This window comes from Sulfurospirillum sp. HTRB-L1, from assembly GCF_059415125.1.
This window is the reverse complement of record NZ_JCAHZR010000003.1, coordinates 316,675-342,669: the sequence shown is the minus strand read 5'-3', so window position 1 is coordinate 342,669 and position 25,995 is coordinate 316,675. Positions and strand designations below refer to the sequence as shown.

At 46.2% G+C, this 25,995-nt stretch carries 21 protein-coding genes and 1 pseudogene; 18 read left to right on the top strand and 4 right to left on the bottom strand.

The genetic code is table 11. The features are described 5' to 3' along the window. Positions 1 to 61 precede the first annotated feature (61 nt). The 6 genes from AC5SLM_RS07220 to argH all read left to right on the top strand — a co-directional run bounded on the left by AC5SLM_RS07220 (position 62) and on the right by argH (position 9,455). Positions 62 to 2,896 (top strand): FAD-binding and (Fe-S)-binding domain-containing protein, encoded by a 2,835-nt coding sequence (locus AC5SLM_RS07220; protein WP_495250266.1) that lies wholly within the window; start codon positions 62 to 64, stop codon positions 2,894 to 2,896. A 155-nt stretch (positions 2,897 to 3,051) separates the two neighbouring features. Further along, the gene (locus tag AC5SLM_RS07215) at positions 3,052 to 3,303 is read left to right on the top strand and encodes an OadG family protein (RefSeq protein WP_495250265.1); all 252 of its coding nucleotides are present in this window, start codon (positions 3,052 to 3,054) and stop codon (positions 3,301 to 3,303) included. Between the two features lie 20 nt (positions 3,304 to 3,323). Beyond that, positions 3,324 to 5,117, top strand: a complete 1,794-nt coding sequence (locus tag AC5SLM_RS07210) for a biotin/lipoyl-containing protein (RefSeq protein WP_495250264.1) — start codon at positions 3,324 to 3,326, stop codon at positions 5,115 to 5,117. An 8-nt stretch (positions 5,118 to 5,125) separates the two neighbouring features. Next, positions 5,126 to 6,445: a sodium ion-translocating decarboxylase subunit beta gene (locus tag AC5SLM_RS07205; protein ID WP_495250263.1), complete on the top strand. Its 1,320-nt coding sequence runs from the start codon at positions 5,126 to 5,128 to the stop codon at positions 6,443 to 6,445. A 31-nt stretch (positions 6,446 to 6,476) separates the two neighbouring features. Then, a complete protein-coding gene (gene pckA, locus AC5SLM_RS07200) occupies positions 6,477 to 8,051 on the top strand; it encodes a phosphoenolpyruvate carboxykinase (ATP) (RefSeq protein WP_495250381.1) in 1,575 nt (524 codons plus the stop codon). Between the two features lie 15 nt (positions 8,052 to 8,066). Further along, complete coding sequence (gene argH, locus AC5SLM_RS07195; protein ID WP_495250262.1) at positions 8,067 to 9,455, top strand: argininosuccinate lyase; 1,389 nt, start codon at positions 8,067 to 8,069, stop codon at positions 9,453 to 9,455. Here the strand turns inward: argH and AC5SLM_RS07190 are convergent. Further along, positions 9,452 to 9,817, bottom strand: a complete 366-nt coding sequence (locus tag AC5SLM_RS07190) for a histidine triad nucleotide-binding protein (protein ID WP_495250261.1) — start codon at positions 9,815 to 9,817, stop codon at positions 9,452 to 9,454. The genes argH and AC5SLM_RS07190 overlap by 4 nt on opposite strands. Positions 9,818 to 10,011: 194 nt before the next feature. Between AC5SLM_RS07190 and pheS the strand changes: the two genes are divergently transcribed. The 7 genes from pheS (at position 10,012) to serA (ending at position 19,252) form a co-directional block, all read left to right on the top strand. Then, complete coding sequence (pheS, locus tag AC5SLM_RS07185; RefSeq protein WP_495250260.1) at positions 10,012 to 11,004, top strand: phenylalanine--tRNA ligase subunit alpha; 993 nt, start codon at positions 10,012 to 10,014, stop codon at positions 11,002 to 11,004. Further along, positions 11,001 to 13,343 (top strand): phenylalanine--tRNA ligase subunit beta, encoded by a 2,343-nt coding sequence (gene pheT, locus AC5SLM_RS07180; RefSeq protein ID WP_495250259.1) that lies wholly within the window; start codon positions 11,001 to 11,003, stop codon positions 13,341 to 13,343. Before pheS ends, pheT begins: the two co-directional genes overlap by 4 nt. Continuing rightward, positions 13,340 to 14,623: a 3-phosphoshikimate 1-carboxyvinyltransferase gene (gene aroA / locus AC5SLM_RS07175; RefSeq protein ID WP_495250258.1), complete on the top strand. Its 1,284-nt coding sequence runs from the start codon at positions 13,340 to 13,342 to the stop codon at positions 14,621 to 14,623. The genes pheT and aroA overlap by 4 nt, the downstream gene beginning before the upstream one ends. Beyond that, the gene (locus tag AC5SLM_RS07170; RefSeq protein ID WP_495250257.1) at positions 14,613 to 15,443 is read left to right on the top strand and encodes a 4-hydroxy-3-methylbut-2-enyl diphosphate reductase; all 831 of its coding nucleotides are present in this window, start codon (positions 14,613 to 14,615) and stop codon (positions 15,441 to 15,443) included. Before aroA ends, AC5SLM_RS07170 begins: the two co-directional genes overlap by 11 nt. Before the next feature lie 69 nt (positions 15,444 to 15,512). Further along, a complete protein-coding gene (locus tag AC5SLM_RS07165; RefSeq protein WP_495250256.1) occupies positions 15,513 to 17,198 on the top strand; it encodes a 30S ribosomal protein S1 in 1,686 nt (561 codons plus the stop codon). Positions 17,199 to 17,201: 3 nt separating this feature from the next. Continuing rightward, complete coding sequence (locus tag AC5SLM_RS07160) at positions 17,202 to 17,681, top strand: hypothetical protein (protein ID WP_495250255.1); 480 nt, start codon at positions 17,202 to 17,204, stop codon at positions 17,679 to 17,681. Then, a complete protein-coding gene (gene serA / locus AC5SLM_RS07155) occupies positions 17,678 to 19,252 on the top strand; it encodes a phosphoglycerate dehydrogenase (RefSeq protein ID WP_495250254.1) in 1,575 nt (524 codons plus the stop codon). The genes AC5SLM_RS07160 and serA overlap by 4 nt, the downstream gene beginning before the upstream one ends. Here serA and AC5SLM_RS07150 read toward each other — a convergent pair whose 3' ends face one another. Further along, positions 19,253 to 19,423, bottom strand: coding sequence for a hypothetical protein (locus AC5SLM_RS07150; protein WP_495250253.1), 171 nt, complete (start codon positions 19,421 to 19,423; stop codon positions 19,253 to 19,255). Further along, positions 19,420 to 19,668, bottom strand: coding sequence for an XRE family transcriptional regulator (locus AC5SLM_RS07145; RefSeq protein ID WP_495250252.1), 249 nt, complete (start codon positions 19,666 to 19,668; stop codon positions 19,420 to 19,422). Before AC5SLM_RS07145 ends, AC5SLM_RS07150 begins: the two co-directional genes overlap by 4 nt. Before the next feature lie 281 nt (positions 19,669 to 19,949). On the opposite strand from AC5SLM_RS07145, the gene efp reads away from it, so the two are divergent. After that, a complete protein-coding gene (efp, locus tag AC5SLM_RS07140; RefSeq protein ID WP_495250251.1) occupies positions 19,950 to 20,516 on the top strand; it encodes an elongation factor P in 567 nt (188 codons plus the stop codon). A 46-nt stretch (positions 20,517 to 20,562) separates the two neighbouring features. On the opposite strand, the pseudogene AC5SLM_RS07135 reads toward efp, so the two are convergent. Continuing rightward, positions 20,563 to 20,760: pseudogene (locus tag AC5SLM_RS07135) on the bottom strand (Rdx family protein); the annotation flags it as partial. A gap of 149 nt (positions 20,761 to 20,909) precedes the next feature. On the opposite strand from AC5SLM_RS07135, the gene AC5SLM_RS07130 reads away from it, so the two are divergent. From AC5SLM_RS07130 to AC5SLM_RS07115, 4 genes are all read left to right on the top strand, one after another. Then, positions 20,910 to 21,467, top strand: coding sequence for a DJ-1 family glyoxalase III (locus tag AC5SLM_RS07130; RefSeq protein WP_495250250.1), 558 nt, complete (start codon positions 20,910 to 20,912; stop codon positions 21,465 to 21,467). A 12-nt stretch (positions 21,468 to 21,479) separates the two neighbouring features. Beyond that, a complete protein-coding gene (locus AC5SLM_RS07125) occupies positions 21,480 to 25,061 on the top strand; it encodes an EAL domain-containing protein (RefSeq protein ID WP_495250249.1) in 3,582 nt (1,193 codons plus the stop codon). 21 nt (positions 25,062 to 25,082) lie between these two features. Beyond that, positions 25,083 to 25,472, top strand: a complete 390-nt coding sequence (locus AC5SLM_RS07120) for a DUF2721 domain-containing protein (protein ID WP_495250248.1) — start codon at positions 25,083 to 25,085, stop codon at positions 25,470 to 25,472. Positions 25,473 to 25,564: 92 nt separating this feature from the next. After that, positions 25,565 to 25,984 (top strand): gamma-glutamylcyclotransferase family protein, encoded by a 420-nt coding sequence (locus AC5SLM_RS07115; protein ID WP_495250247.1) that lies wholly within the window; start codon positions 25,565 to 25,567, stop codon positions 25,982 to 25,984. Positions 25,985 to 25,995 lie beyond the last annotated feature (11 nt).

Sequence of the window (25,995 nt, the reverse complement as noted above, 5' to 3'; positions counted from 1 at the left end):
ATTATGCCAACCTTGTACAATGAGTGAATGCACTCCATAACTCTGCCCCAAAGGATACCCCATGACAGGCCCTTATGCTGATTTTCATGCCGTTATTTCCCAGACCATCCCCGCCAACCGTCTCTTTACGGACCCGCTACATACCATTGCGTATGGCACGGACGCTTCGTTTTATCGGCTAATTCCCAAGATTGTTATTTTTGCCCAAAATGCGCAAGAGGTGAGTATGGTGCTTAAAGAAGCGGCCGCACGCCACTTGCCTGTGGTCTTTAGAGCAGCTGGCACGAGCCTTTCAGGGCAAGCCATTACCGATTCTATCTTGCTTATCACGTCTCGTGATTGGAAAAAGATACATGTCAAGAATGATGGCGCACTTGTTACTATGGAGCCTTCGGTTTTAGGCACATCAGTGAACGAAAAATTGCTTCCTTATGGGAAAAAGATTGGACCTGATCCTGCGTCCATTGGTTCGGCGATGATTGGTGGCATTGCGGCCAATAACGCCAGCGGGATGTGTTGCGGCATTGCCGATAATTCTTACAAAACCCTCCACACGATGCAAATTGTGTTTCACGATGGCGCAGAGGTAGACACGGGTTCACAAGAAAGCAAAGAAGCCTTTGCAAAAAGCCACCCCGAACTCGTAGAAGGCATTGGGGCATTGGCACGCAAGGTGCATGAAAACACAGCCTTGCGGGACAAGATAAACCGCAAGTTCAAAATCAAAAATACCTGTGGCTACAGCCTGAATGCTTTGGTGGATTTTGAAGATCCCTTTGAAATCATTCAGCACCTGATGATAGGAAGCGAAGGAACGCTAGGGTTTATTAAAGAAATCACCTTTAAAACCGTTCCTGAGTACAAAGACAAGGCCAGTGCGTTGATGATTTTCAAAAACATCAAAGATGCCTGCGATGCCATCATTGTTCTCAAAACTCAGTGTAAAACACGGGTGGAAAACGCGGAAGTAGACGCGGCGGAGTTGATGGACAGGGCAGGGTTGCGCAGTGTTGAAAACAAAGAAGGCATGCCTTCTTTTTTGAAAACACTCAGCGAAACAGCCACGGCAGTGTTGGTGGAAACCCGGGCGAAAGATGCCAAAACATTAGATAAAAACATCGCCACTATTTTAAAAAAGCTACAACATATTACACCTGAGATGCCCTTGCATTTCACCAAAGATGTCGCCGAGTACACTTCCTATTGGAAAATTCGAAAAGGACTTTTCCCTGCGGTGGGTGCCGTGCGCGAGACGGGCACAACGGTCATTATTGAAGATGTGGCGTACCCCATTGAGTCTTTAGCGGACGCAACCTTGGAACTTCAAGGGTTGTTTAAAAAATACGGCTACAACGAAGCGCTTATCTTTGGCCACGCCCTTGATAGTAACTTACACTTTGTTTTTACCCAAGCCTTTGATGACCCCAAAGAAGTGGAGCGCTACGAAGCCTTTATGCAAGAAATCGCCGACCAAGTCGCAACCAAATACCAAGGAAGCCTCAAAGCAGAGCACGGCACGGGGCGCAACATGGCGCCTTTTGTGGAGCTCGAGTGGGGAAGCGATGCGTATGAGCTCATGAAGGAGATTAAAGCGCTGTTTGACCCCAAAGGATTGCTAAATCCTGGTGTTATTTTGAACGATGACCCAAGGGTGCATTTGAAAAATTTTAAATTCATGCCCGCAACCCATCCTATTGTGGATAAATGTATTGAGTGCGGATTTTGTGAGCCCGTGTGCCCTTCTAATGTCATCACCTTCACACCTCGCCAACGCATTGTGGCTAACCGGCACCTTTCAAAACTCAAAAGTGATTTAGACATAGAAGGGTATCAAGCCTTTAAAAAAGCGTACCAGTATGATGGCATAGAAACCTGCGCCACCTGTTCGCTGTGCTCCCTTTCTTGTCCTGTTGGAATCAACACGGGTAATCTCACCAAGGAGCTACGCAGTGCTCAAATTGGCGAATTTGCCGCCAAAACAGCAGGTTTTATCGGCTCGCATTTTGGCGGAGTGCTCGGCACAATGAATGTTACGCTAAGTGCGGTTAAAGGCGTGAGTTCGGTCTTGGGTAATGGCATCATGAGCACGCTAAGCCAAGGGGCGCGAAAAGTGACCAATAATGCCCTTCCACTGTGGACACCTAGCCTCACAGGCGGCGTTTCTTTTAAGCCCAAAACCCTCTCTAGGCCCGATGCGCCAAAAGTAGTTTACTACTCTTCTTGTATTAACCGCTCTTTGGGCAATCCAAAGCCCCAAAGTGAAGAAGCAACGATTCATGAGGTAGTGATTGGGTTGTTGGAGCGTGCGGGGTTTGAAGTGGTAATCCCTAAAGGGGTGGGCGAGTTGTGTTGCGGCCAAGCGTTTTTAAGCAAGGGTTATGTTAAAGAAGGCAAGCGCAAAAACAAAGAGCTAGAAGACACGTTGCGCGCGGCGAGCAATAACGGCGCGTATCCTATTGTGTGTGACATGACTTCATGCAGTAAAACGTCTCGTGAAAACTTCTCGCCTGATTTGGTCATGCTTGACCCCATCGAATTTGTCTTAGCCCACTTAAAAGACAAGCTCACCTTTACAAAAATCGATGAACCTGTGGTCATTCACGCCATTTGTTCGACACGAAAAATGGGCTTAGTGGATAAGTTTGTTGAAGTGGCCAAGCTGTGCTCTACCCAAGTACATGTGCCCGCAGATGTGCAGTGTTGTGGGTTTGCTGGAGACCGTGGATTTACCTTCCCTGAGCTCAACGCTTCGGCCTTGCGTGATCTTAAGGCTAACATTCCAAGCGGCACAACATTGGCCTTTTCGACCAACAAAACCTGCGAAATTGGCCTAAGCGAACACAGTGGGCTTGCCTACCGCAACATCTTGTATTTGGTGGACCGTTGCACACAATAATACCTTTTGAAAAGAAGTACGAAAACCGTTACATGTAAGGGTTTTTCAGCCAAGCCATCCTTTGCATGGCTTGGTTTTTTTTAATAAAAGACATGTTAGAATAACCGCCATTTAGCAACCACGCTAAAAATGTTCTCACAAAAAAGGCTTCTGGCATGGAAATCAATCTCGTTGCAGAGGGGCTAAAGTTCATGGTCCTTGGAATCACGACCGTGTTTTTATTCCTGATGCTGATGGTGGCGTTGCTGTACGCGCAATCGGCCATCCTAACAACGTTCTTTCCTCAAAAACCCACTCCCAAACCGCACACCTCCGGGAGCACTTCATCATCCCCATCCGATGAAACCACGCTTGTAGCGGTGATTTCCGCAGCGATCCAAACATTTCGTAACCAACAACGTCACTAAACGTTTAGAAAAGGGCAATCATGGCAAAAAAATTCATCGATATTATGGACACGACATTTCGAGACGGCTTTCAATCCGTTTATGGTGGCAGAGTCCTTATGGACGATTTCATGCCTGCTGTGGCTGCAGCAAAAGAGGCAGGAATCACACATTTTGAGTTTGGTGGGGGCGCACGTTTTCAAAGCCTTTTTTTCTACCTCAATGAAAACGCCTTTGAGATGATGGATAAATTTCGTGAAATTGTTGGTAAAGAGGCAAACCTTCAAACCCTCTCCCGCGGGGTTAATACCGTGACCCTAGACACGGGAAGTAAGGAAATTGTTGATTTGCATGCCAAGCTTTTTAAAAAGCACGGCACGACGACCATCCGAAATTTTGACGCACTCAATGATGTTGAAAACCTCAAGTACAGCGGTGAGCGTATTGTGCATTATGGGTTAAAACACGAAATCGTGGTGACACTCATGGACCTTCCTCCTGGATGCGTGGGCGCGCACGATGTGGCGTTTTACGAGAAAACACTGCGCGAGATTTTAGACGCAGGGATTCCCTATGATAGCATTTGCTTTAAAGATGCAAGTGGCACATCGAGTCCCCAAAAGGTGTACGAAACCATTAAAATGGCCAAAAAACTTTTGCCAGCATCCGTACATGTAAGGCTTCATACTCACGAAACCGCAGGGGTGAGCGTTGCGTGTTATTTGGCTGCGCTAGAAGCGGGCGTCGATGGCATCGACTTGGCGGCGGCTCCTGTGAGTGGTGGCACAAGCCAGCCCGACATTCTTACCATGTTGCACGCAGTGAAGGGCAAACCCTATGACCTAGGTGGGTTGGATGTGGAAAAAATCCTCACTTACGAAGAAGTGCTTCAAGGGTGCTTGAAAGAGTATTTTATGCCCCCTGAAGCGGTGCAGGTTTCTCCACTTATCCCTTTTTCGCCCATGCCCGGTGGCGCATTAACGGCCAATACGCAAATGATGCGCGATAACAACATCTTAGACAAATTTCCCGAGGTGATTAAAGCCATGCGCGAAGTGGTGGAAAAAGGCGGGTACGGTACCAGTGTTACGCCAGTGTCCCAGTTTTATTTTCAGCAAGCGTTCAACAATGTCATGTTTGGGCCATGGAAAAAGATTGCCGATGGGTATGGCAAAATGGTGCTTGGCTATTTTGGAAAAACTCCTGTTTCCCCAGACGCGTCGGTGGTAAAACTTGCCGCAGAGCAACTCAAACTTGAGCCCACCACGGAACACGCTATTGACCTAGCAGACAAAGACGAAACCAAATCTTTAGCCTACACGCGCAAAATTTTAGAAACCGCAGGCCTTGAAGCGACAGAAGAAAACCTTTTCATTGCCGCGGCGTGCAAGGAAAAAGGCATCGCCTTTTTAAAAGGAGAAGCCAAAGCCAGTGTGCGCAAAAACTCCCCTGTAGCGCCAAAAGCATCGGTTGAGGCAAGCACGCCCCACCACGGCCCCTGTGTGTATACAGTGATGGTCAATGGTAAATCCTACGCCGTTGAAGTGGCCGAAGGTGCGGATGTGAATATCACCTCCATCGCTCCTGCGGCACCAGTGGCCCATGGAACACCCGTTGCCTCTTCGGGAGCCGAAGTGCGTGCAAGCTTGCCTGGATCTGTCTTTAAACTTCTTGTGAAAGAAGGGCAAAGCGTGAACGAGGGTGAAGTCATTGTCATCTTAGAAGCAATGAAAATGGAAATCGAGATTCCTTCTCCGTGTGCTGGCGTGGTGAGTCAAGTGAAGATTGCCGAGGGCCAGAGCGTTGAAAATGGCCAGATTCTTGTGGTTTTGTAGAGAAAAATATGAAAAAATCAGCACTTAAGACATTTCTTGTCGTGATGTTTTTGGCATGGATGCCTTTGTGCGGGAGTGCCGCACAAGCTCCGATGGCCCCACAAGAACAAAAAGAGTACCATTCTAAAGACATCGGCGAACTGTTTAAGAGTTTTTACGAGTCTACGGGAGTGTATGCTTTTATGAACCCGCAAGAGGGGCTAAAGGATTCCACGGGACATGAACTGAGTGTGTTTACCCAGACCTGGGGACGGCTCATTATGATTGTGGTTTCTTTCATCCTTTTTTACCTTGCTATTGCAAAAAAGTTTGAGCCATTACTTTTGTTACCCATTGGCTTTGGCGGGTTTTTGGCCAACGTGCCCATTGCGGAAATTGCAGGGCCCAATGGGTTTTTAGGCATCATTTACGATGCGGGCATTGCTAATGGCTTGTTTCCGTTGCTCATTTTCATGGGCGTGGGTGCCATGACAGACTTTGGCCCCTTGCTCTCAAACCCCAAAACCGCCCTTTTGGGCGCAGCGGCACAGTTTGGTATCTTTGGGGCACTGGTTGGAGCGGTGGCGCTAAGTCAGTATACTTCCGTGGTGAATTTTTCCTTGCAAGATGCCGCGGCGATTGGCATCATTGGCGGGGCGGATGGGCCTACGGCCATCTTCATTACCTCCAAGCTCGCCCCTGATCTTTTGGGTGCAGTAGCAGTGGCGGCGTATTCGTATATGGCGCTTGTGCCGGTGATTCAGCCGCCTATTATGCGTGCCCTCACAACCAAGGCAGAGCGCAAGATTAAGATGGTGCAACTGCGCGAAGTATCCCGCTTGGAAAAGATTATTTTTCCTGTTAGTATCGTGTTGCTTTCCTTATTGGTTTTGCCCGATGCAACGCCTTTGATTGGGGCGCTGGCGTTTGGTAACTTGGTGAAAGAATCAGGTGTTGTACAGCGCCTTTCTGATACCTTGCAAAATGCACTGATTAATATTGTCACGATTTTTATTGGGCTTGCGGTGGGCTCAAAGCTTGATGCAGATAAATTTTTAGCACCTGAGACACTGGGGATTTTAATTTTAGGATTGATTGCTTTTGCCTTAGGTACCGCATCAGGTATCTTAATGGCAAAGGCGATGAACCTGTTTACGAAAGATAAAATCAATCCGCTTATTGGTGCAGCAGGGGTGAGTGCTGTTCCAATGGCAGCGCGGGTAGCTAACAAAGAGGGCATGAAAGAGGATCCAAGCAATGTGCTGTTAATGCATGCGATGGGTCCAAATGTTTCGGGTGTTATTGGTTCGGCGGTCGCAGCGGGCGTACTGTTGTCTATTTTTAAATAAGTGTACGAACGAGGATAGAAGAATGTCAACAATTAATGGACTGGAAGAATTAGGATTAAAGGGCATAAAGACGGTTTATTATAATTTGGATTACGCGACGCTTTTTGAGCACGAGGTCGCCAAGGATGAAGGATGGCGCACGGAAAATGACACCTTTATGGTGGACACGGGTATCTTCACAGGACGAAGTCCTAAAGATAAATACTTTGTGAAACAAAGCCCATCCAAAGAGCACATTGCGTGGGGAAACATCAATCAAGCAATTTCAAAAGAGATCTTTGAAGAGCTTTTTGCTAAGGTTAAACAGCAACTTTCCCATAAAAACATTTATGTGCAAGATGCGTTTTGCGGGGGAAGTTTGGCAAGCCGTAAAAAAGTGCGTTTTGTAACAGAAGTTGCGTGGCAAGCCCATTTTGTAAAAAACATGTTTATTCGCCCTGGCGAAGCAGAACTTGAAGGGTTTAAGCCCGATTTTACCGTCTATAATGCATGTAAATGCGTGAATGCAGATTTTAAAAAACACGGGTTGCACTCAGACGTGTTTGTGGTGTTTAACATCGAGGAAAATATCGCCATCATTGGCGGCACCTGGTACGGTGGCGAGATGAAAAAAGGTATTTTTTCCATGATGAATTATTGGCTACCTTTGGAGGGAAAACTTTCCATGCATTGTTCGGCAAACGTGGGCAAAGCGGGGGATGTTGCTCTTTTCTTTGGGCTTTCTGGAACAGGTAAAACCACCCTTTCTACCGATCCTCATCGGCGCTTGATTGGGGATGATGAGCACGGGTGGGATGAAGAAGGGGTGTTTAACTTTGAGGGCGGATGTTATGCTAAGTGCATTAACCTAGACCCTGAGAGTGAGCCGGAAATCTTTGGTGCTATCAAGAAAGACGCGCTGTTGGAAAATGTTGTGGCAGATGCGGCGGGGAAGGTGGATTACTCTGATGGTTCCAAGACAGAAAATACCCGTGTTTCTTATCCTATTTACCACATTCAAAATCACGAACCCTCCTTGCAAGCAGGACATCCGCAAAACATTATTTTCCTCACGGCGGATGCCTTTGGCATTTTGCCCCCGGTGTCTAAGTTAACAAGCGAACAAGCAATGTACTACTTTTTAAGTGGTTATACGGCCAAGGTTGCAGGAACAGAGCGGGGCATCACAGAGCCAGTTGCTACCTTTAGCGCATGTTTTGGCGAAGCCTTTTTGCCCTTGCACCCTACCAAATACGCCACACTCTTGGGTGAGAAAATCAAAAAGCACAATGTGAATGTCTTTTTGCTTAACACTGGATGGACGGGCGGTCCTTATGGGATTGGCAAGCGCATGAGTATCAAAGCAACTAGGGCTTGCATTAACGCCATCTTGGATGGAAGTATCAATAACGCTCAGTTTGAAACCTTTCCTGTGTTTGATTTGCAAATCCCCAAACACCTTGATGGCGTAGAGACGCAACTTTTGAACCCTAAAAACACATGGGAAAATAAAGCGCGTTACGATGAAGGAAGAATCCACTTAGCAGGCATGTTTGCCCATAATTTTCAAAAATACCTTACCGAAGACGCAGAACATGATTATTCTGCAGCGGGTCCAAGTATTTAACACAAGGGAAGAAGTATGTCAAAAATGTGGTCGGGTCGGTTTAAACAAGGGGCAGCAAAACTTTTAGATGCTTTTAACGCGTCGTTGCCCTTTGACAAACTGTTGTATAAAGAAGACATCGAAGGGTCTATGGCCCATGCGACCATGCTTGGTGCGCAGGGGATTTTAACCCAAGAAGAAGCGCGTATTTTATGCGAAGGGTTAGCAACGGTGCGCGAAGAGATTGAAGCGGGAAAATTTGAGTTTTTAATTGAAGACGAAGATATCCACATGGCCATTGAAAAGCGCCTAACGCAACTGGTGGGTGAGGTGGGAGGCAAGCTTCACACTGCGCGTAGCCGCAACGACCAAGTGGCGCTAGATTTTCGCCTCTATGTTTTGCGAAGCAACCGTTCTCTCATTGGCCATCTTGATGCCTTGATTCAAACCTTGCTGAGCATTGCTAAAGCACATACCCAGACCCTGATGCCTGGGATGACCCACTTACAACACGCACAACCCATCAACTTCGCCTTTCATCTTTTGGCGTACATGTACATGTTTAAGCGCGATATTGAACGCTTGGAAGAATCTTACAAACGCAACAATCTTTTGCCCCTTGGGTGCGCCGCGCTAGCGGGAACACCCCATCTTGTGGACAGGCAATTAACGGCCAAGCTTTTAGGGTTTGAAGGGGTAACGCCCAACTGCCTTGACACGGTGAGCGACCGAGATTTTGCCTTAGAGATTTTGTTTAATATTGCAACAATGATGATGCACATTTCTCGCCTTTCTGAAGAGCTCATTTTGTGGTCAAGCTCAGAGTTTCGCTTTGTCACTTTTAGTGATGAATATTCTACGGGAAGTTCGATTATGCCCCAAAAGAAGAACCCCGATGTGCCCGAATTATTGCGGGGAAAATCGGGTCGGGTGTATGGGAACCTCATGGGTCTTTTGACCGTGCTTAAGGGATTGCCCTTGGCTTACAATAAAGACATGCAAGAGGACAAAGAGGGGGTGTTTGATAGCGTTCAAACCGCGACGATTTCTTTGCAAATCTTAACCGCAGCCATGGCAACGCTGAGTGTTAATACGGACAAGATGTTGGCTGCTTGCAAAGTTGGGCATCTAAGTGCCACCGATTTGGCCGATTACCTTGTGCGTTCTTGCAATATTCCTTTTCGCGAAGCGCACCACATCACAGGTCGCGCGGTCGCAAGGGCAGAAGAGTTGGGATGCGATGTGTCAGAACTTTCTTTTGAAGAACTCGTGCGTATTGATGGGCGGATTAAAGAAGACGTGCTAGAGTGTTTACCCCTTGAAGCCTCCATGAATGCCCGAAGTTCTCAGGGGGGTACGGCCACGAAACGCACCCTAGAACAACTCTCTCACGTAGAAGCGTGGCTAAAAGAAAGGGAGGCCTAGAGGCTTCCCTTTGGATTGGCATCTGTAAAATGCCCCCATGCAAGCTTGGTTCCGCCCAAGAGATGAAAATGCAAATGGGGCACTTCTTGCCCACCATCCTCTCCGTTGTTTGTAATCAGCCGGTACCCTGAACTCTCTAACCCTAAAAGAGAAGCAACGGCGTGAATAAAAGGCGTCATGGCTTCCATGGTTTTAGGGTCTACTTCTTGAAAATTTTTCACATGTTTTTTGGGAATAATCAAAATATGAATGGGTGCTTTTGGGTTGATGTCGTGAAAGGCTAAAAAGTGCTCATTTTCCATCACTTTGTTACAAGGAAGTTCTCCTGCAACAATGCGCTCAAAGACGGTAACTTCACGCATAAAACGCTCCTTTTGGTAAAATAAATGAAGAAAGAGTATAGCAAGAAAAGCCTTCATTCTCCATCAGTTGAGAAAAATAATCGCCTTTACATGTAACGCGTTTAAGGCAACATTTCACCATTTTTTGGGCTTTTAACACGTTTATAATCAAAAGTTGACTACAATCAGTTCAAAAATTTAAGAAGGCAGAACCGTTGGAAAAGCTAGAAAAAGCGATAGCCAAGTGTCACTCGCTTGATGAGTTGGAAAAAATTCGACTTTTGGTCTTTGGAAAAAAAGGCTATTTTACTGAAGCGTTTGCAAAGTTAAAAACCCTTCAAGGGGAAGAGAAGAAACAGGTTGCTAGCACGCTTAATGAAACCAAAGAAAAGTTCACAACACTCTTAGCAGAAAAAAAAGAGGTGTTAGAGCATGGAAAAATAGACGAAGTGATGCAAAAAGACGCGGTGGACGTAGCCCTTTTTAGTACAACATTGGGCGCGGGCGCGTTGCACCCTGTGATGGAAACCATGAATAAAATTATTGATTATTTTGTGGGGATGAATTTTTCCATCGAGGAAGGGCCGCTGGTGGAAGATGATTTCCATAACTTTGAAGCGCTCAACCTTCCCAAACACCACCCTGCGCGCGACATGCAAGACACTTTTTATTTTGACGATGGCATGTTGCTACGCACCCACACCTCTCCCGTACAAGTGCGCACGATGCTCTCCCAAAAACCACCCATTCGCATGATTTGCCCAGGGTCTGTGTTTCGGCGGGATTTTGACCTGACCCACACTCCCATGTTCCACCAAGTGGAAGGGTTGGTTGTGGATGAGGTGGGTAAGGTTTCCTTTGCAAATTTGAAGTTTATCCTTGAAGACTTTTTGAAACACATGTTTGGCGATGTGAAAGTACGGTTTCGTCCTAGCTTTTTTCCTTTTACAGAACCCAGTGCGGAAGTGGACATCAGCTGTATTTTCTGTAAGGGCGAAGGATGCCGTGTGTGTTCGCACACAGGGTGGCTTGAAGTGCTAGGGTGCGGCGTTGTGGATTCCAATGTTTTCCAAGCCGTTGGATATGAAAATGTGAGTGGTTATGCCTTTGGTTTGGGAGTAGAGCGCTTTGCGATGTTGCTTCATCAAATACCAGATTTACGCTCACTGTTTGAGGGCGATTTACGATTATTGGAGCAGTTTAGATGATAGTAACACGAGCGTGGCTTAATGAGTGGATTGAACTTGAGGGCATTTCAACACAAACGGTTTGTGAAACACTCAATGCCATTGGTTTGGAAGTTGATGGTTTGGTGCAACAACGCATTCCAGGGGGAGTGGTTGTGGGACAAGTGGTATCAAAAACATCCCATCCTGATGCGCAAAAACTCAACGTATGCCTTGTGGATGTAGGCCAAAAAGAACCCCTTCAAATTGTCTGTGGCGCGGCCAATGTGGCGCAAGAGCAGTGGGTAGCTGTCGCCCTTGAAGGGTGCATTTTGCCCGGAGGGTTGGAGATTGCTCCAACACGCTTGCGCGGCATCGACTCCAACGGGATGATTTGTTCTTCCACTGAACTTGGCTTGCCCAAGATTAACGAGGGCATTATGGTCCTTGATGAGAGCGTAGGCCAGTTGCGCCTTGGGCAGCCTTTGTGTGAGATTCAAGCGCTGAATGATGACGTGATTGAGATTGGCTTGACGCCAAACCGTGGGGATTGTTTGAGTATTCGCGGGGTGGCAAGAGACTTGGCGGTGGCGCTAAAACGTCCTTTGGCACAACACAAGGCGATTGAAGAAGAGGAAAATCTCTTGGGCATTGGACGCATTCTTTCCTTGCACGCCGAAGACAAGCTCGAAGGCTCCTTTGTGTACAAAGCCTTTGAAAAACACACTATCAAACCCAACGTGCTGATGGAGGTGCGGCTAGCGCAAGTGGAAGTAACCTTTGGAAGTGATGTGGAGCGCGTGTTAGAGTATGCTACATACGCCACGGGTGTGTTGATGCGTGCGTACGATTACACTTGTTTTGTAGACAGTAAGGAAAAAGCAACCATTCACCTCAAAAAAGACACCAATGGCTTGGACGCGGTCTTTGGCGCCAACGGGCGTGTGGCGTACGTCGGGTTTTCCCAAGAGAGTGCGTGTCGCACAACACCTGAGAGCAAGATTGTCATTATTGAGGCGAATTTTTCTTCGCCCGAATCCATGGCGGCATTGGGCGCGCAAAATAAAGCATTGAGTGCCGATAAGCACTTATACCGCTCCGCAAGGGGTAGTGAGCCTGAACTTGAGCTTGGCGTGGAATATTTGTGGACATTGCTTCATAAGGAAAATGGCGTTTCCTTGTACGCGGGGTCACAAAAACTCACCAAAGAACACAAGCCCAAGATGGTTATTTTGTCGCTAGAAGAGTTATGTGCGATGATTGGTCAAGAGATTCCTAAAAATCGCGTGGTTGACATCTTAAAACGCCTTGGATTTGATGTACATGTAAAGGTTGAACAAGAAGTGATGCACGTGAGCGTTCCTGCTTTTCGCCACGATGTGGTCAATACACAAGACGTGTGCGAAGAGATTGTGCGTATGGTGGGCATCGATAACATTGCCGCCAAACCCTTTGTTTTTGCGGAAAAATCACGTGCCAATGCGGCCTATGCCCAGTATAAACTCCGTACCTCTTTGCGCCAAAAAGCCGCTGCGGTTGGCTTTTTTGAAAGCGTGCATTATCTGTTTGATGAGCAAAAAAAACAAGAACACTATGGGATTAATGGGGTGTATAAAAAGCGTGAACTTTCCAATCCCATCACCAATGAGCTCAACACCATGCGCGCCACGTTGGTATTACATCTGTTAGAATCGGCAAGCAAAAACATTAAAAATGGCAGAAAACGTGTGCCTTTGTTTGAACTTGGACGGGTTTTTGACCGTAGCCGTAACGAAACAACAAAGTTGGGATTTGTCTTTAGCGGAGAGAGCGAAGAGGCTGCACTGCCAAATCATGGCAAGCCAAGCCCTATCACGCTCATGAACTTTGCTTCTAAGATTTCCCAAGTCATCGGACACATGCGTCTTGAAGCGGCTACGCCGACCAATAAACTCACCAGTCCTTACGAATACGCCAACGTGATGGTGGGCGAGGTGTGCGTGGGATTTTTGGCAAGAGTGCATGCGCAAGTGGAAAAAGATTTTGATTTGCCCCGCACGTATATCGCCGAGTTGGAAGTGGACGTGTTGGCCAAAGAGCGCATTGTGGCTTCGGAGTATTCTAAGTTTCCCTCTTCAAGTCGGGATTTGAGCTTACTGATTCCTCGTAGCATGTCCTACCAACGCATTCGCTCGTGTATTGAAGAGGCAAAGATTGCAAATTTAAGCCAGTGCTACCCCATCGACCGTTTTGAGAGTGCGGACCTTGGAGAGCATGTGAGCTTGACCATCAAGCTTTTGTTTCAGCATGCTGAGCGCACCTTGGAAGAAAAAGAGATCACTCTTGCCATCGACGCCGTCCTAGCAACCCTGCATGAAACCTTAGGTATTGGAATGCGATGAAAACTTACCACGTAAAGCCAGCCGCGCCCTTTTCTCAACACATCGAAGCCATAGCGCCTGATAAGTCTATCTCTCATCGGTGCGCTATTTTTTCGCTTTTAAGCGACCAGCCCTCACGCGTGCGCAACTACCTTCAAGGCGAAGATACCCTGTGTACCTTGGCGATTGTGAAGCAGCTTGGCGTTAGCGTGGAAGAGAAGGACGGCGTGATGGTACTCACCCCGCCCTTGGCGCTTTTGGAGCCGCCTGTTGTGCTAGATTGTGGTAATTCTGGAACGGCAATGCGACTCTTGATGGGCTTTTTAGCAGCGCGTGAGGGGTTCTTTGTCTTGCACGGTGATGCTTACCTTGCTAACCGTCCCATGCGGCGGGTGGCAGACCCTTTGCGAAGCATTGGAGCACAGATTGATGGGCGCAAAAAGGGTGATTTATCTCCCATTGCTATTCGCGGGAAACGCCCAAACGCCTTTACCTACCAAAGCCCCATCGCTTCGGCACAAGTGAAAAGTGCTTTATTGCTAGCCGCCTTAAGCGCTGAGGCACCCAGTCACTTTTGGGAACCCGAGCTGAGCCGCGACCATACGGAAAAAATGCTCTCAGGTATGGGCGTACAGATTGAGCGAGAAGGCTTACATGTAAAGGTTTATCCCCCCAAATCCCCTTTAAAACCGTTGGATATTACCGTGCCCTCAGACCCTTCTAGCGCGTTTTTCTTTGCCCTTGCTGCGGCCATTGTGCCAGGAAGTAGCGTGGTCTTAAAACAGGTGCTTTTAAACCCTACGCGCACGGAGGCGTTTAAGGTGCTTGAGCGCATGGGTACACAGATTGAATACACCATTACGGACGAGGCTTATGAGAGCATTGGCGATATTCGCGTTTCCTACGCTCCTCTTCAGGGGATAGAAGTGAGCGAAAATATTGCGTGGTTGATTGATGAAATTCCCGCTCTTGCCATTGCCTTTGCGTGTGCAAAAGGGGTGAGCAAGATTTCTGGGGCTAAAGAATTGCGCGTGAAAGAAAGTGACCGCATCGCAACCACCGTGACCAACTTACGCCACTGCGGCATACAGGCTCGGGAGTTTGAGGATGGATTTGAAGTGGTTGGCGGGACGTTGCAGCCTGCTAAGGTAACAAGTTTTGGTGACCACCGCATTGCGATGAGCTTTGCTATCGCGGGGTTAGTATGCGGCATGGAAATCGACGACACCGCTTGCGTGGCAACTTCTTTTCCAAATTTTCTCACGCTACTGCAAAGCCTTGGAGACGCCCGTGAGGATTAAGCTGGCCAAAAACTATGGGTTTTGCTTTGGGGTTAAGCGGGCCATTAAGATTGCTGAGAGTGCGCAAAATGCCTCAACGATTGGACCCTTGATTCACAACAACGAAGAAATTTTACGCCTCAAAAAAAACTTTAACGTCGAAACCCTTGAAGACATCACCCAGGTTTCAGATACGCAAAAAGCTATTATTCGCACCCACGGTATTCCCAAACAAGACCTTCAGTTTTTGAAAGATAAAAAGGTCGACATCATCGATGCTACCTGCCCTTATGTGACCAAGCCTCAAAAGATTTGTGAGAAAATGAGCAAGGAAGGGTATGACATTGTTATCTTTGGAGACGAAGCACACCCTGAGGTCAAAGGGGTAAAAAGTTACGCCAGTGGCGAGGTGCATGTGGTCTTACATGTAAAGGAATTGGCCACCTTGAAACTTGGCTCACGGGTGGCTGTGGTCTCTCAAACCACACGCAAGGTAGAAGAGTTCAAAGAAATTGTGAGCCACCTTATTTCCCATTACAAAGAAGTGCGGGTGTTTAACACTATTTGTAATGCCACCTTTGAAAACCAAGATGCCGCAAGAGAGCTCTCCAAAGAAGCAGATGTCATGGTCATCATAGGAGGCAAAAACTCCTCAAATACCAAGCAGTTGCTGCACATTTCCAAAGAATTTTGCTTTGACAGTTATTTGATTGAGAGTGAGCGAGAGTTGGAGAAAACGTGGTTTGAGGGCAAGCAATTGTGCGGTATTACAGCGGGAGCTTCAACCCCAGATTGGATTATTGAAAAAATTATTGAAAAAATAAGCAATTTTAAAGTATAATAAGCGACTTTTCGTCTGTTTTTCGCATTCAAACGCAAAAGACAAAATTTAAACACACAAAGGATCGTGATGGCTGAGGTGAACACTAATGTTCAAACACAGGGTGCAAATGAGCATGAAGAGACAATGGAAGAGGCAGATTTTGCTGCAATGCTTGAGGAATCTTTTAAAGAGACCGAAAAAGATGCATATGTTGACGGTGTAATCGTTGAAATTAAAGACGACATGGTACTTGTGGACGTGGGCAAGAAGTCTGAGGGCCGCCTTAATATCGCTGAAATTTTAGATGCTGAGGGAAAACCGACGTATAAAATTGGCGATATGATTAAAGTGGTTGTAACAGGTTTCCGCAACGAACGTCCGATGGTTTCCCATAAAAAAGCACTCAAAAAAGAAAAAGTAAAAGCGTTTATTGAATCGCATACAGAAGAAGACGAGACTATTTTGGATGTAAAAATCGTAGGGAAAAACCGCGGTGGATTTATTGCAGAAGATGATGATGGTGTTGAATTTTTCTTGCCACGCTCACAAGCAGCCGTGCGTGACCCCCAAACACTCGTCGGAAAATCAATCAAAGTGCGCATTTTAAAGATTGATCCCCAGAGTGAATCTATCTTGGTTTCTCGTAAAAAACTCCTTGATGATGACCGCAAAAAACGTAAAGACTTGATTCAAGAACTCATGGAAAAAGATGACGTTGTTGAAGGCGTGATTAAAAAGATTACGACCTATGGCATGTTCGTGGATATCGGTGGCGTGGACGGCTTGGTACACTACAGCGAAATCAGCTATAAAGGTCCTGTGAATCCCAACACTCTTTACAGCGAAGGCGACAAGGTTCCTGTTAAAGCCATTAGCTATGACAAGGAAAAACGCCACCTTTCTCTTTCTATTAAAGCGGCAATGCCAGATCCTTGGGATGAAATCAAAGATGCGCTAGACGTGGGCGATGCTATTCAAGTGACCATTAGCAACATTGAGCCTTATGGCGCCTTTGTGGATTTGGGAAATGACATTGAAGGCTTTTTGCACATTTCCGAAATCTCATGGGACAAAAATATTAAACACCCCAAAGACCACATCGAAGAGGGTCAAGTGGTAGACGTGGAAGTGATTGAAATCAGCCCACAAGATAGACGCCTTCGTGTTTCTTTGAAAAACTTGCTTGCCAAGCCTTTTGATGAGTTTAAATCTGCCTTCAAGGTGGGCGATGTTGTGATGGGCGAAGTGACAACAACGACTGCTTTTGGTGCCTTTGTGCGCGTGGGTTCTGTAGAAGGGTTGCTTCACAATGAAGACGCTTCGTGGGATCGCAATGAAAAATGCAAAGACCTCTTTAAGGTAGGGGACGAAGTTGAAGTGAAGATTGTAAAAGTGGACGAAGAGAGCGAAAAAATCTCCCTTTCCCGCAAAGAGCTTCAAGATAGCCCTGTGCAACAGTACGCCAAAAAACATGGCGCGGGTGATATCGTTACAGGTAAAATCCGTGATGTTAAAGAGTTTGGCATTTTTGTTGAGCTTGAAGAGAATGTTGATGCCCTTATCCGCAAGGAGGATTTAGGTCCTGTGAATCCTGAAGAGGTGAGCATTGGGGATGAGATTGAAGCAGCCATCGCCTTTATTGATGAAAAAAAGAACCGCATCCGTCTTTCTATTCGTCGTCTGTCTAAAATGAAAGAGCGCGAAGTGCTCAACGAGATTAACAAAGAAGAGAAGATGACATTGGGAGATATTCTTAAAGACCAATTGTCCTAAGAAATGCGTAAACGTATACTGTTCTCCTCCTTTGTGCTGCTTGGTCTTTTTTTGGCGGCAGTGTTTATCGCACTGATTCGGTTTGCCAATCAGACTACAGCACAGGTGGTAGCAGTTGCACCTAGCGAAAAACAGACACCTCAGCCAGTAAGACAAGGTGGTTCTTGGGCCCAGAAAATGGCCCAAGCCGCCGCCTTGGATTACCATTTTCCCGTGAATGAGCTTTTTATTAAACTAGAGCTAGAAGAAGCAAAACCCCCTAAAGAACACATTTTTCAACTGGTTATTGAGCGTAGCGACCAATACTCTCATTTTTGCATCATGCAGACACTTCAAGCCTTTCCCTTTGCCTACAGTGTGGTTAAAGACCGCCAAGGTAATGTGATTTATGTGAATGCGCAGCGCAAAGAGATGCTAGAGGGCGTGGTAAAACGGTTGAAAGAATATGACATAGAATCCATTGTGAAAGAGGCATGGTTATGAAAACGGTAATTGTATGTGACGCGATTCATCCTAAAGGCTTTGCGCTTTTAAGGCAAGAGGGTGTGGAAGTGATTGATGCGGTCAAGGTTCCCAAAGATGAACTTTTGGGGCTAATGCATAAGGCCGAGGTTGCCATCACGCGAAGTTCCACGGATATTGACGAAGCCTTTTTAAACGCGGCAACAAACCTTAAAGCACTCGTGCGTGCAGGTGTTGGCGTGGACAATGTGGACTTAGAAGCGTGCAGTAAGCGTGGCATTATCGCCATGAATGTTCCTACGGCCAATACGATTGCAGCGGTGGAGCTCACCATGGCACACCTTTTGGCTTCGGCAAGGAGTTTGCCTCAAGCCCACAATCACCTCAAAAATGACCGTGTGTGGAAACGCGAAAAGTGGTATGGGGTTGAACTGTGTGGTAAAAAACTCGGCGTCATTGGCTTTGGAAACATTGGGAGCCGTGTGGCACTGCGGGCTAAGTCTTTTGAGATGGATATCGTGGCGTATGACCCTTATATTCCTTCTTCTAAAGTAACGGACTTGGGCATGAGCTACACGGAAAATTTTGAGGACATCTTGGCCTGTGATTTCATCACAATTCACACGCCAAAAAATAAAGAAACCCTCAATATTATTGACGATGAAGAAATCGGACGCATGAAAAAAGGGGTGCGACTCATCAACGTAGCGCGCGGCGGTTTGTACAACGAAACAGCCCTTGAGCGAGGTTTGCGTAGCGGAAAGGTGGCCTATGCGTCCATCGATGTTTTTTCTTATGAGCCAGCAACGGATCACCCTTTGCTCGACCTTGATAATATTTGTGTAACACCTCATCTGGGGGCAAACACCCTTGAATCACAAGAAAAAATCGCCATCCAAGCGGCCGAGCAAGCCCTAGCCGCCCTTCGAGGAACCAGTTATCCCAATGCGCTAAACCTTCCTTTCAAGGTAGAAGAATTACCTCCTTTTGTGATGCCTTATGTGGAATTGTTGCAAAAAATGTCTCACATGGCAGCACAAATTAACAAACACTCTATCACATCCATCCGCCTTGAAGCAGAGGGGAATATTGGAAAATATGTCAATTCTATGCTCACTTTTGCCCTTGTGGGTGCGTTTCGTGAATCCCTTGGAGAGACGATTAATTATGTGAATGCTTCTTTTGTGGCAAAGGAAAAAGGGGTAAAAACCTCAGCGATTGTGGAGCCAAAAAGTGGGTATGACAATAAAATTACCGTCAAAATCACTACCGAAAAAGGGATGACAAGCATCAGCGGTACGGTGTTTGGCGAGAGCGAACAACGCATCGTTAATATCAACGGCTTTAAAACCGACTTTAAACCCAAGGGCAAGATGATTGTCTTTAAAAATTCCGATGTTCCTGGGGTTATCATGGATATTAGTTCCATTTTGGCCGAACACCACGTGAACATTGCAGATTTTAGGCTTGGAAGAGACGAGCACGGCATGGCGCTGGCGGTGATTTTGGTGGATGAAGCCATCGATAAACACATTTTAGCAAAGCTAAATGCCCTTAAAACCTGCATCTGGGCAGAGTACGCCGTCCTTTAACTAACGACCCAAGGCCGCCTTTTTCTTACGGCGCGCCTTGGCCCAAAAACGTAAAATCCTTCCGCGAATCTCTTTTGCAAATGCCTTGGGGCAACGGCGTTGTTGCTGTTTGCTTAAGCATAAAAATAATTCTTCAAGCCCTTGCTTTTCTTGAATAGAGACATGCGTCATTGAACTTCCCTTTGGGCATTTTTTACTCGCCTAACCAATCGCACCACATCATCATCGTTGAGCAACCCCAACATTTTAAACACCGCTTTAACAGCCTTTGGCGCGTTATTGCCAAGACGCCATTCTTGGTAGGTGCGCATGGAAATGCCAAGCAGTTGAGCCATTTCCTTATGGGAGATGCGTTTTCCCAAATGCTGCGCCTCTACACTGCTGTGCAAGAGATTAAAGATATCAGAAGTGTTCATTGTGCTACCTAAACTGCGTATTTAGATATAAAAAATACATTTTTAATGAAAAAAAACTTCGTAATTCTACACTATACTAGATAAAACAGATATTAAACTGTAAATAAATTCTTAATAGAATGGTTAAATATACTTAATACTGTATACAACATGAGTTTATTTGCTAATCAAAAAGATGGAGCTTGCGCGTACGAGGTGCCTTGGGGGAGGAGTGAGGGGGTTTTGTAAAAAAATCTAATCAAAAATTGGCTATACTTTTAAAAATTTTTGTAGGAGAGATAATGGCTTCTTACTCCATGGGAGACTTGAAAAAAGGGCTCAAAATTGAGCTAAATGGCGTACCGTATAAGATTACAGAGTATCAACACGTCAAACCCGGCAAGGGCGCGGCCTTTGTGCGTGTCAAGATAAAATCTTATTTTAATGCCAAAGTTATTGAAAAAACCTTTCATGCGGGCGACAAGTGCGAACAACCAAACCTTGTGCAAAAGCAGATGCAGTATTTGTACGATGATGGTGAATTGTTGCAGTTTATGGACACAGAATCTTACGAACAAGTAGGAATTTCCCATGACCAAGTGGGCGATGTGATTAAATGGATGATTGATGGCATGATGGTCGATATTTTATTTCACAACGGGCAAGCTATCGACGTAGAAGTCCCTGGGACGGTTGAACTTAAAATCGTCGAAACCCCACCCAACTTCAAAGGAGATTCACAAGGAGGCAAAAAGCCTGCAACCCTTGAGAGTGGTGCTGTGGTGCAAGTTCCTTTTCATGTTCTAGAAGGGGAAGTAATTCGTGTAGATACAATCAAAGGTGAATATTTGGAGCGCGTTAGCAAATAACACCGCGCAATTCCCTTACATGTAAGCCTTACATGTAAGGGTTTTTTTATGCCTTAAACTGCCTAATCAACGCTGTAATTTCTCCTTCTTCGGGAAAGCGTCGGTATTGGTCTGGCCCCCCTTCTTTTTTTGAAAAAATACGCGTTCCATCCACCACAACATCAAACACACTGCCGCTTCCCTCAATAAGTTCAACGGTAATTTCAGGAAAGGCTGCTTTTAACTCTTCTTCCACCCGGGAAGCTCTAGGGTAAAATTTTCAAACAGTGCAATAGGTAATCGCAACATGCATGGGAACTCCTTTTAAAATTAGCATGTGGTATTGTAGCAAAAGAGTGTGGGTTTGGAAGGTGAACTTGTTATAATGCTTCATGATTTTTTAAGGAGAGGCTCATGGAACGCACCGTACTTATTCCTTTGGCAAATGGATTTGAGGAGATTGAGGCCGTGACACTCATCGATGTCTTGCGGCGCGCGCAAATACGAGTGATTAGCGCAGGGCTTGACCGTGAAGTGGTAATAGGCGCCCATGGCATTGCCATGCATGCGGACATGCTGCTTGGTGACGTGGTGCTTGATGTGTGTGACATGGTGGTCCTTCCAGGAGGAATGCCAGGAGCAAAGCATTTGGCAGAATCAGAAGCCATGATGCGCTTATTGCAAACCTTTGATAGGGACAACAAATACATTGGCGCCATTTGCGCGGCGCCGTGGGCACTGAAAAATGCGGGGGTCTTAAAAGACCACTACACCTGCTACCCTTCCTTTGATACAATCATTAACGCACCAGGGTATTTGTCTACATGTAAGGTGGTGCATGATCATAACATCATGACTGCATCGGGCCCTGCAACGGCAATGGAATTTGCTTTAGAAATCGTCAAAGAATTGTGTGGAGAAGAACGTTACGTGAGTGTTAAAGAAGCGTTGTTGTTTGATGCGGCGTTATAAGGGAAGCGTGGAATGATTCTAAAAAATTTTATTAAGCCAAAGAATGATGCGGTAGAGTGCGGGCAAAGTGTTGAAGAGATTATCGCGCTTATGAATGGGCGTGGGGTGAACCACATGGTGATGTTGCAGGAGAAAAAGCCCTATGGCATCATCACCGAACGTGACATTTTACGCTTACTGCACCAAAAAAACACTATGAAATCTTTGGCGTGTTCTTTGTGCTCGCGCCAACTCATCAAAGCCAACGGAAACCGTTCTTTGGAATACGCACTAGGGCTGATGGTTGATCAAAAATTGCGCCGTATTGTGGTGGTGAGTGATAATGGAGAATACCTTGGCACGGTGAGCCAAGAAGAGATTATCTACCAGTTTGAAGCGGATATTTTTAAAGCAAGCACGAAGTTGTATGATTTTTTGCATATTGCCACCGAAGCCATCACCCTTGAACCTGAACAAACCTTGGGCGCGGCGATTGAAGTGATGACAAAGCACAACATTGGTTCTGTGTTGGTGGGAAAAAAGGGCAAGCCCGAGGGGATTGTCACCGAAAGTGATGTGTTGCATCTGGCCCAATCGCCCGAAATATTTTCGATGACCCTTAGGGACGTCATGCACGCGCCCCTTACTTTTTTTGAATCCAGTGTTGAGATTGAGCGCGTACTTGAGGTGATTAAGCAGCAAAATATTCGGCGCATAGCTATTTTCGACAAGGGCCAATCCACCTATTTTGTGATGACAACCCGCGATATTTTGCGCAATCTTCAAGGCAGCTACAGTAATTTTTTAGAAAAAAAACTTCAAACTAATCGCTTGATGTACAACCAAATGAATGAATTGATGATTGAAGTGTTGGATTTGGGCGAAGTGTACGTGATTGGTTGGGCAAATGAGCGCGCTAAACACGAATTGGGCGTTCAGATTGATGATGATGTGAGTGTCTTTTTGCCCAAGACCCTTTGGGAAGAAACCCTGCGGGTTTTTGACCAAGGAAGCCGACATGTGGAAGAGTACATCACCTTAAACCAAAAAACTTACCGCTTTAGTGCGAGCTGTTCAGTGATTTTAGGCACGAAAGTGATTAAGCTTTTACTGAGTGATATTAGTGCAATTCATCGCTTGAACCTCGAACTCACCGAACAAGTCGACTCCATCAAGGACTCTTTGGAGGAGCGCCAAAGTCTTTATGAAGAAACCTTTAACCAGCATGCTATTGGGATTGGGTACATTTCCCAAGAGGGTGTTATTTTAGGGGTGAACGCCTATATTGCCACGTTGTTGGGGTATGCGCAAGAGGAACTTGTGGGGAAAAGCATTGCCGCTATTTCCCATCCTGAGGATGTGCCCATGGGCGACTTGGTGCGGGCGCGCTTGGTGAGCGAGGTGGGGCATAGCGAAGAAAAATTTGAAAAACGCTACAAAAGAAAAGACGGGTCGTACGTTTGGGTAGAAGTGGCGTTGAGCGTGCAGCGCACAAAGACAGGAGGGGTTAAACACATTGTTGGTTTTGTGCAAGACATTTCTGAACGCTATGAGGCGGCCAGGGCACTAATGGCGCAAAAAAACCTCCTTTCTACGGTGATCAATTCGGTGGAGGATTTTATTTTTTACAAAAATACCCAGTGCGAATACATCGGAGGCAACCAGCCTTGGCTTGATTTTATTGGGCAAGATGCCCAGGGGATTTTAGGAAAAACCTCCGAAGCTTTTTACCCCAAAGAAATTTCTGCCCAGTGTGCCTTGACTGACGAGGAAGTGTTTCAAACCCGTCAGCGCAAGACGTTCATGGAAAGTGTGTTGAAAAAAGACGGTACGGTTCACGTGCTTGAAGTGCGAAAATCCCCCTTAATCAATGAAAACAATGAGGTGATTGGTCTAGTGGGTGTTGCCCACGACATTACGCAAAAACGCCAACAAGAACAACAGCAACTCTTGGCCCAAAGTGTGTTTGAAAACACAGCCGAGGGGATTATCGTGACAGATAAAAAGCAAATTATCACTTCTGTCAACCCTGCTTTTACGCACATTACGGGCTACGAAGCAGAAGAGGTGATTGGAAAACCCCCCACACTGCTCTCTTCAGGAACCCACAACAGCTCCTTTTACCAAGCCATGTGGAAGCGCATTTTAAGCCGAGGGTATTGGCAAGGAGAGGTGTGGAATGTGCGTAAAAATGGAGAGACTTTCCCTGAGCTTTTGACCATTTCTGAAGTCAAAGACGCACAAGGTGAAGTGGTGCATTATATTGGGGTTTTCTCAGACATTACGTTAATGAAACAAACCCAACAACAGTTGGAGTTTATGGCGCACCACGACCCGCTCACCAAACTTCCCAACCGCCTACTCTTAGAAGCACGCCTTGAACATGCCATTGAATGGGCAAGACGGGATGAATTTAATATCGCGGTGCTCTTTATCGACCTTGACCAGTTTAAGGAAATCAACGATACCTTTGGTCACTCGGTGGGGGATATTATCTTGCAAGAAGTGGCCGCGCGGTTTCGTTCTTTGTTGCGAGAAAAAGATACCATCGCGCGCATTGGTGGCGATGAATTTGTGATTGTGCTAGAAGAATACGAAGATTTGCTTTACCTCGAACAAGTGGTCAAGCGGATTTTGGACTTATTTAAAGACGCTTTTTTGGTCAAAGAGCGCAATTTTAACCTTACATGTAGCGTGGGCATTTCGCTCTACCCCAATGATGGCAAAGACATTGAGACGTTGATTAAAAATGCGGACGCGGCGATGTACAAAGCCAAAGAATCAGGGCGCAACACTTACACCTTTTACACCACTGAAATCACCCACACGCTTTTTGAAAAAATGCTCATGGAAAACGAATTGCGCCGCGCCATTGATGCGCAAGAGTTCACCTTGTTTTACCAGCCTCAAGTTGACATGCGCACGGGGAAGATGGTCGGTGTGGAAGCCCTAGCGCGGTGGGAGCATGCAGGCATGGGGATTATTATGCCCGATAAATTTATCCCACTCTCAGAGGGCACGAAGTTGATTATTCCCATTGGGCGGCAGTTGTTAGAGATTGCATGTTTGCAAACCAAGGCGTGGGTAGATAAAGGGTTGTGCGGCTTGGCATGGAAAACCGCGGTGAATATTTCTGCTGTACAAATCACCCATGATGATTTGTACACCGTGATAGACGAAGTGACCAAAAAAACAGGACTGGCTCCTCATTATTTGGAACTTGAGCTTACGGAAACTTATATCATGCAAAACCCCAAGGTGGCGAGGGTGCTAATGAACAAGCTTAAAAAACTTGGCGTAACCTTGGCGGTGGATGATTTTGGGATTGGGTACTCGTCTTTGAGCTATTTGAAACAATTTCCCCTAGACAGGCTCAAAGTTGACCGTTCGTTTATCCGAGACATTCCTGAAGATTTGGACGACATGGCCATCACAAAAGCCATTTTGGCGCTTGGCAAAAGCTTGGGGTTGGAAGTCTTGGCTGAGGGGGTTGAAGACGTGGTGCAAAAAGAGTTTTTACTTGAAAGCGGATGCTTTTTGGCACAAGGGTATTTCTACTCACCACCGCTTCCTTGGGCGGATTTGGAAAAAATACACGAACGGTTTTCGTGGTAATTTAGCGTAAAAGGAGTGTGCATGCAAATTGAGATTTCAACACCCGCACTGTTATTTCCCGCAGTGTCCTTGTTGTTATTGGCCTATACGAACCGTTTTTTAGCAACGGCATCGTTGATTCGCATGTTGAGCCAACAAGAGAAAAAGGTGAGCGTGATGGAGCAGATTGAAAACCTCCGCAGGCGCTTGGAACTAACCCGCTGGATGCAGTTTTTTGGTGTAGTTTCCATTTTGCTGTGTACTATTTCCATGTTTGGTATGCTACTTGGGTTTTTGGTGTTAGGCACGAAAGTGTTTGGCCTTAGCCTTATGACGATGTGTGTCTCTTTGGTGCTTTCCTTATGGGAGGTTACTATCTCTACAAGGGCTCTTAATATGGAGCTTAAAGGCATGCATTCAAGGGAAAAATAGCGTCATTCTTTTACATGTAAGGCATATTACTTTCACATTGCCTTTAGATTTTTTAACTATAATGGCGCCTAGATTTAGCAAAGGAGCAAGGAATGGTCAATGTTTTTACGTACGGTTCCCTTATGTTTTCACCAGTGTGGACGCGGGTCGTACAAGGAGAATACGAAAGCATTCGAGGAACTTTGCACGGGTTTCGAAGGCGATGTTTGCAAAAAGAAACGTACCCTGTTGCCTTTGAGGGTGCACCCAGTGAGCGTGTGTTGGGCGAGGTGTATTTAAACGTGAGTGCTGAGGACCTTAGGCGTCTTGATACCTTTGAGGGCGAATACTACGCGCGAAAGACAGAAGATATTGTGTTAGACAATGGTAAAATCGTGCGTGCGAGCGTTTATGTGCTTAAAAGCGATTTTTACCAACTTGTGGATGACAATCCGTGGGACGTGGAGCATTTTAAACTTGTGGGGATGCAGCGTTTTTTAGAGCAGTATCAGGGATTTTTGAGCGTTTCATAAGGTGTTACCAA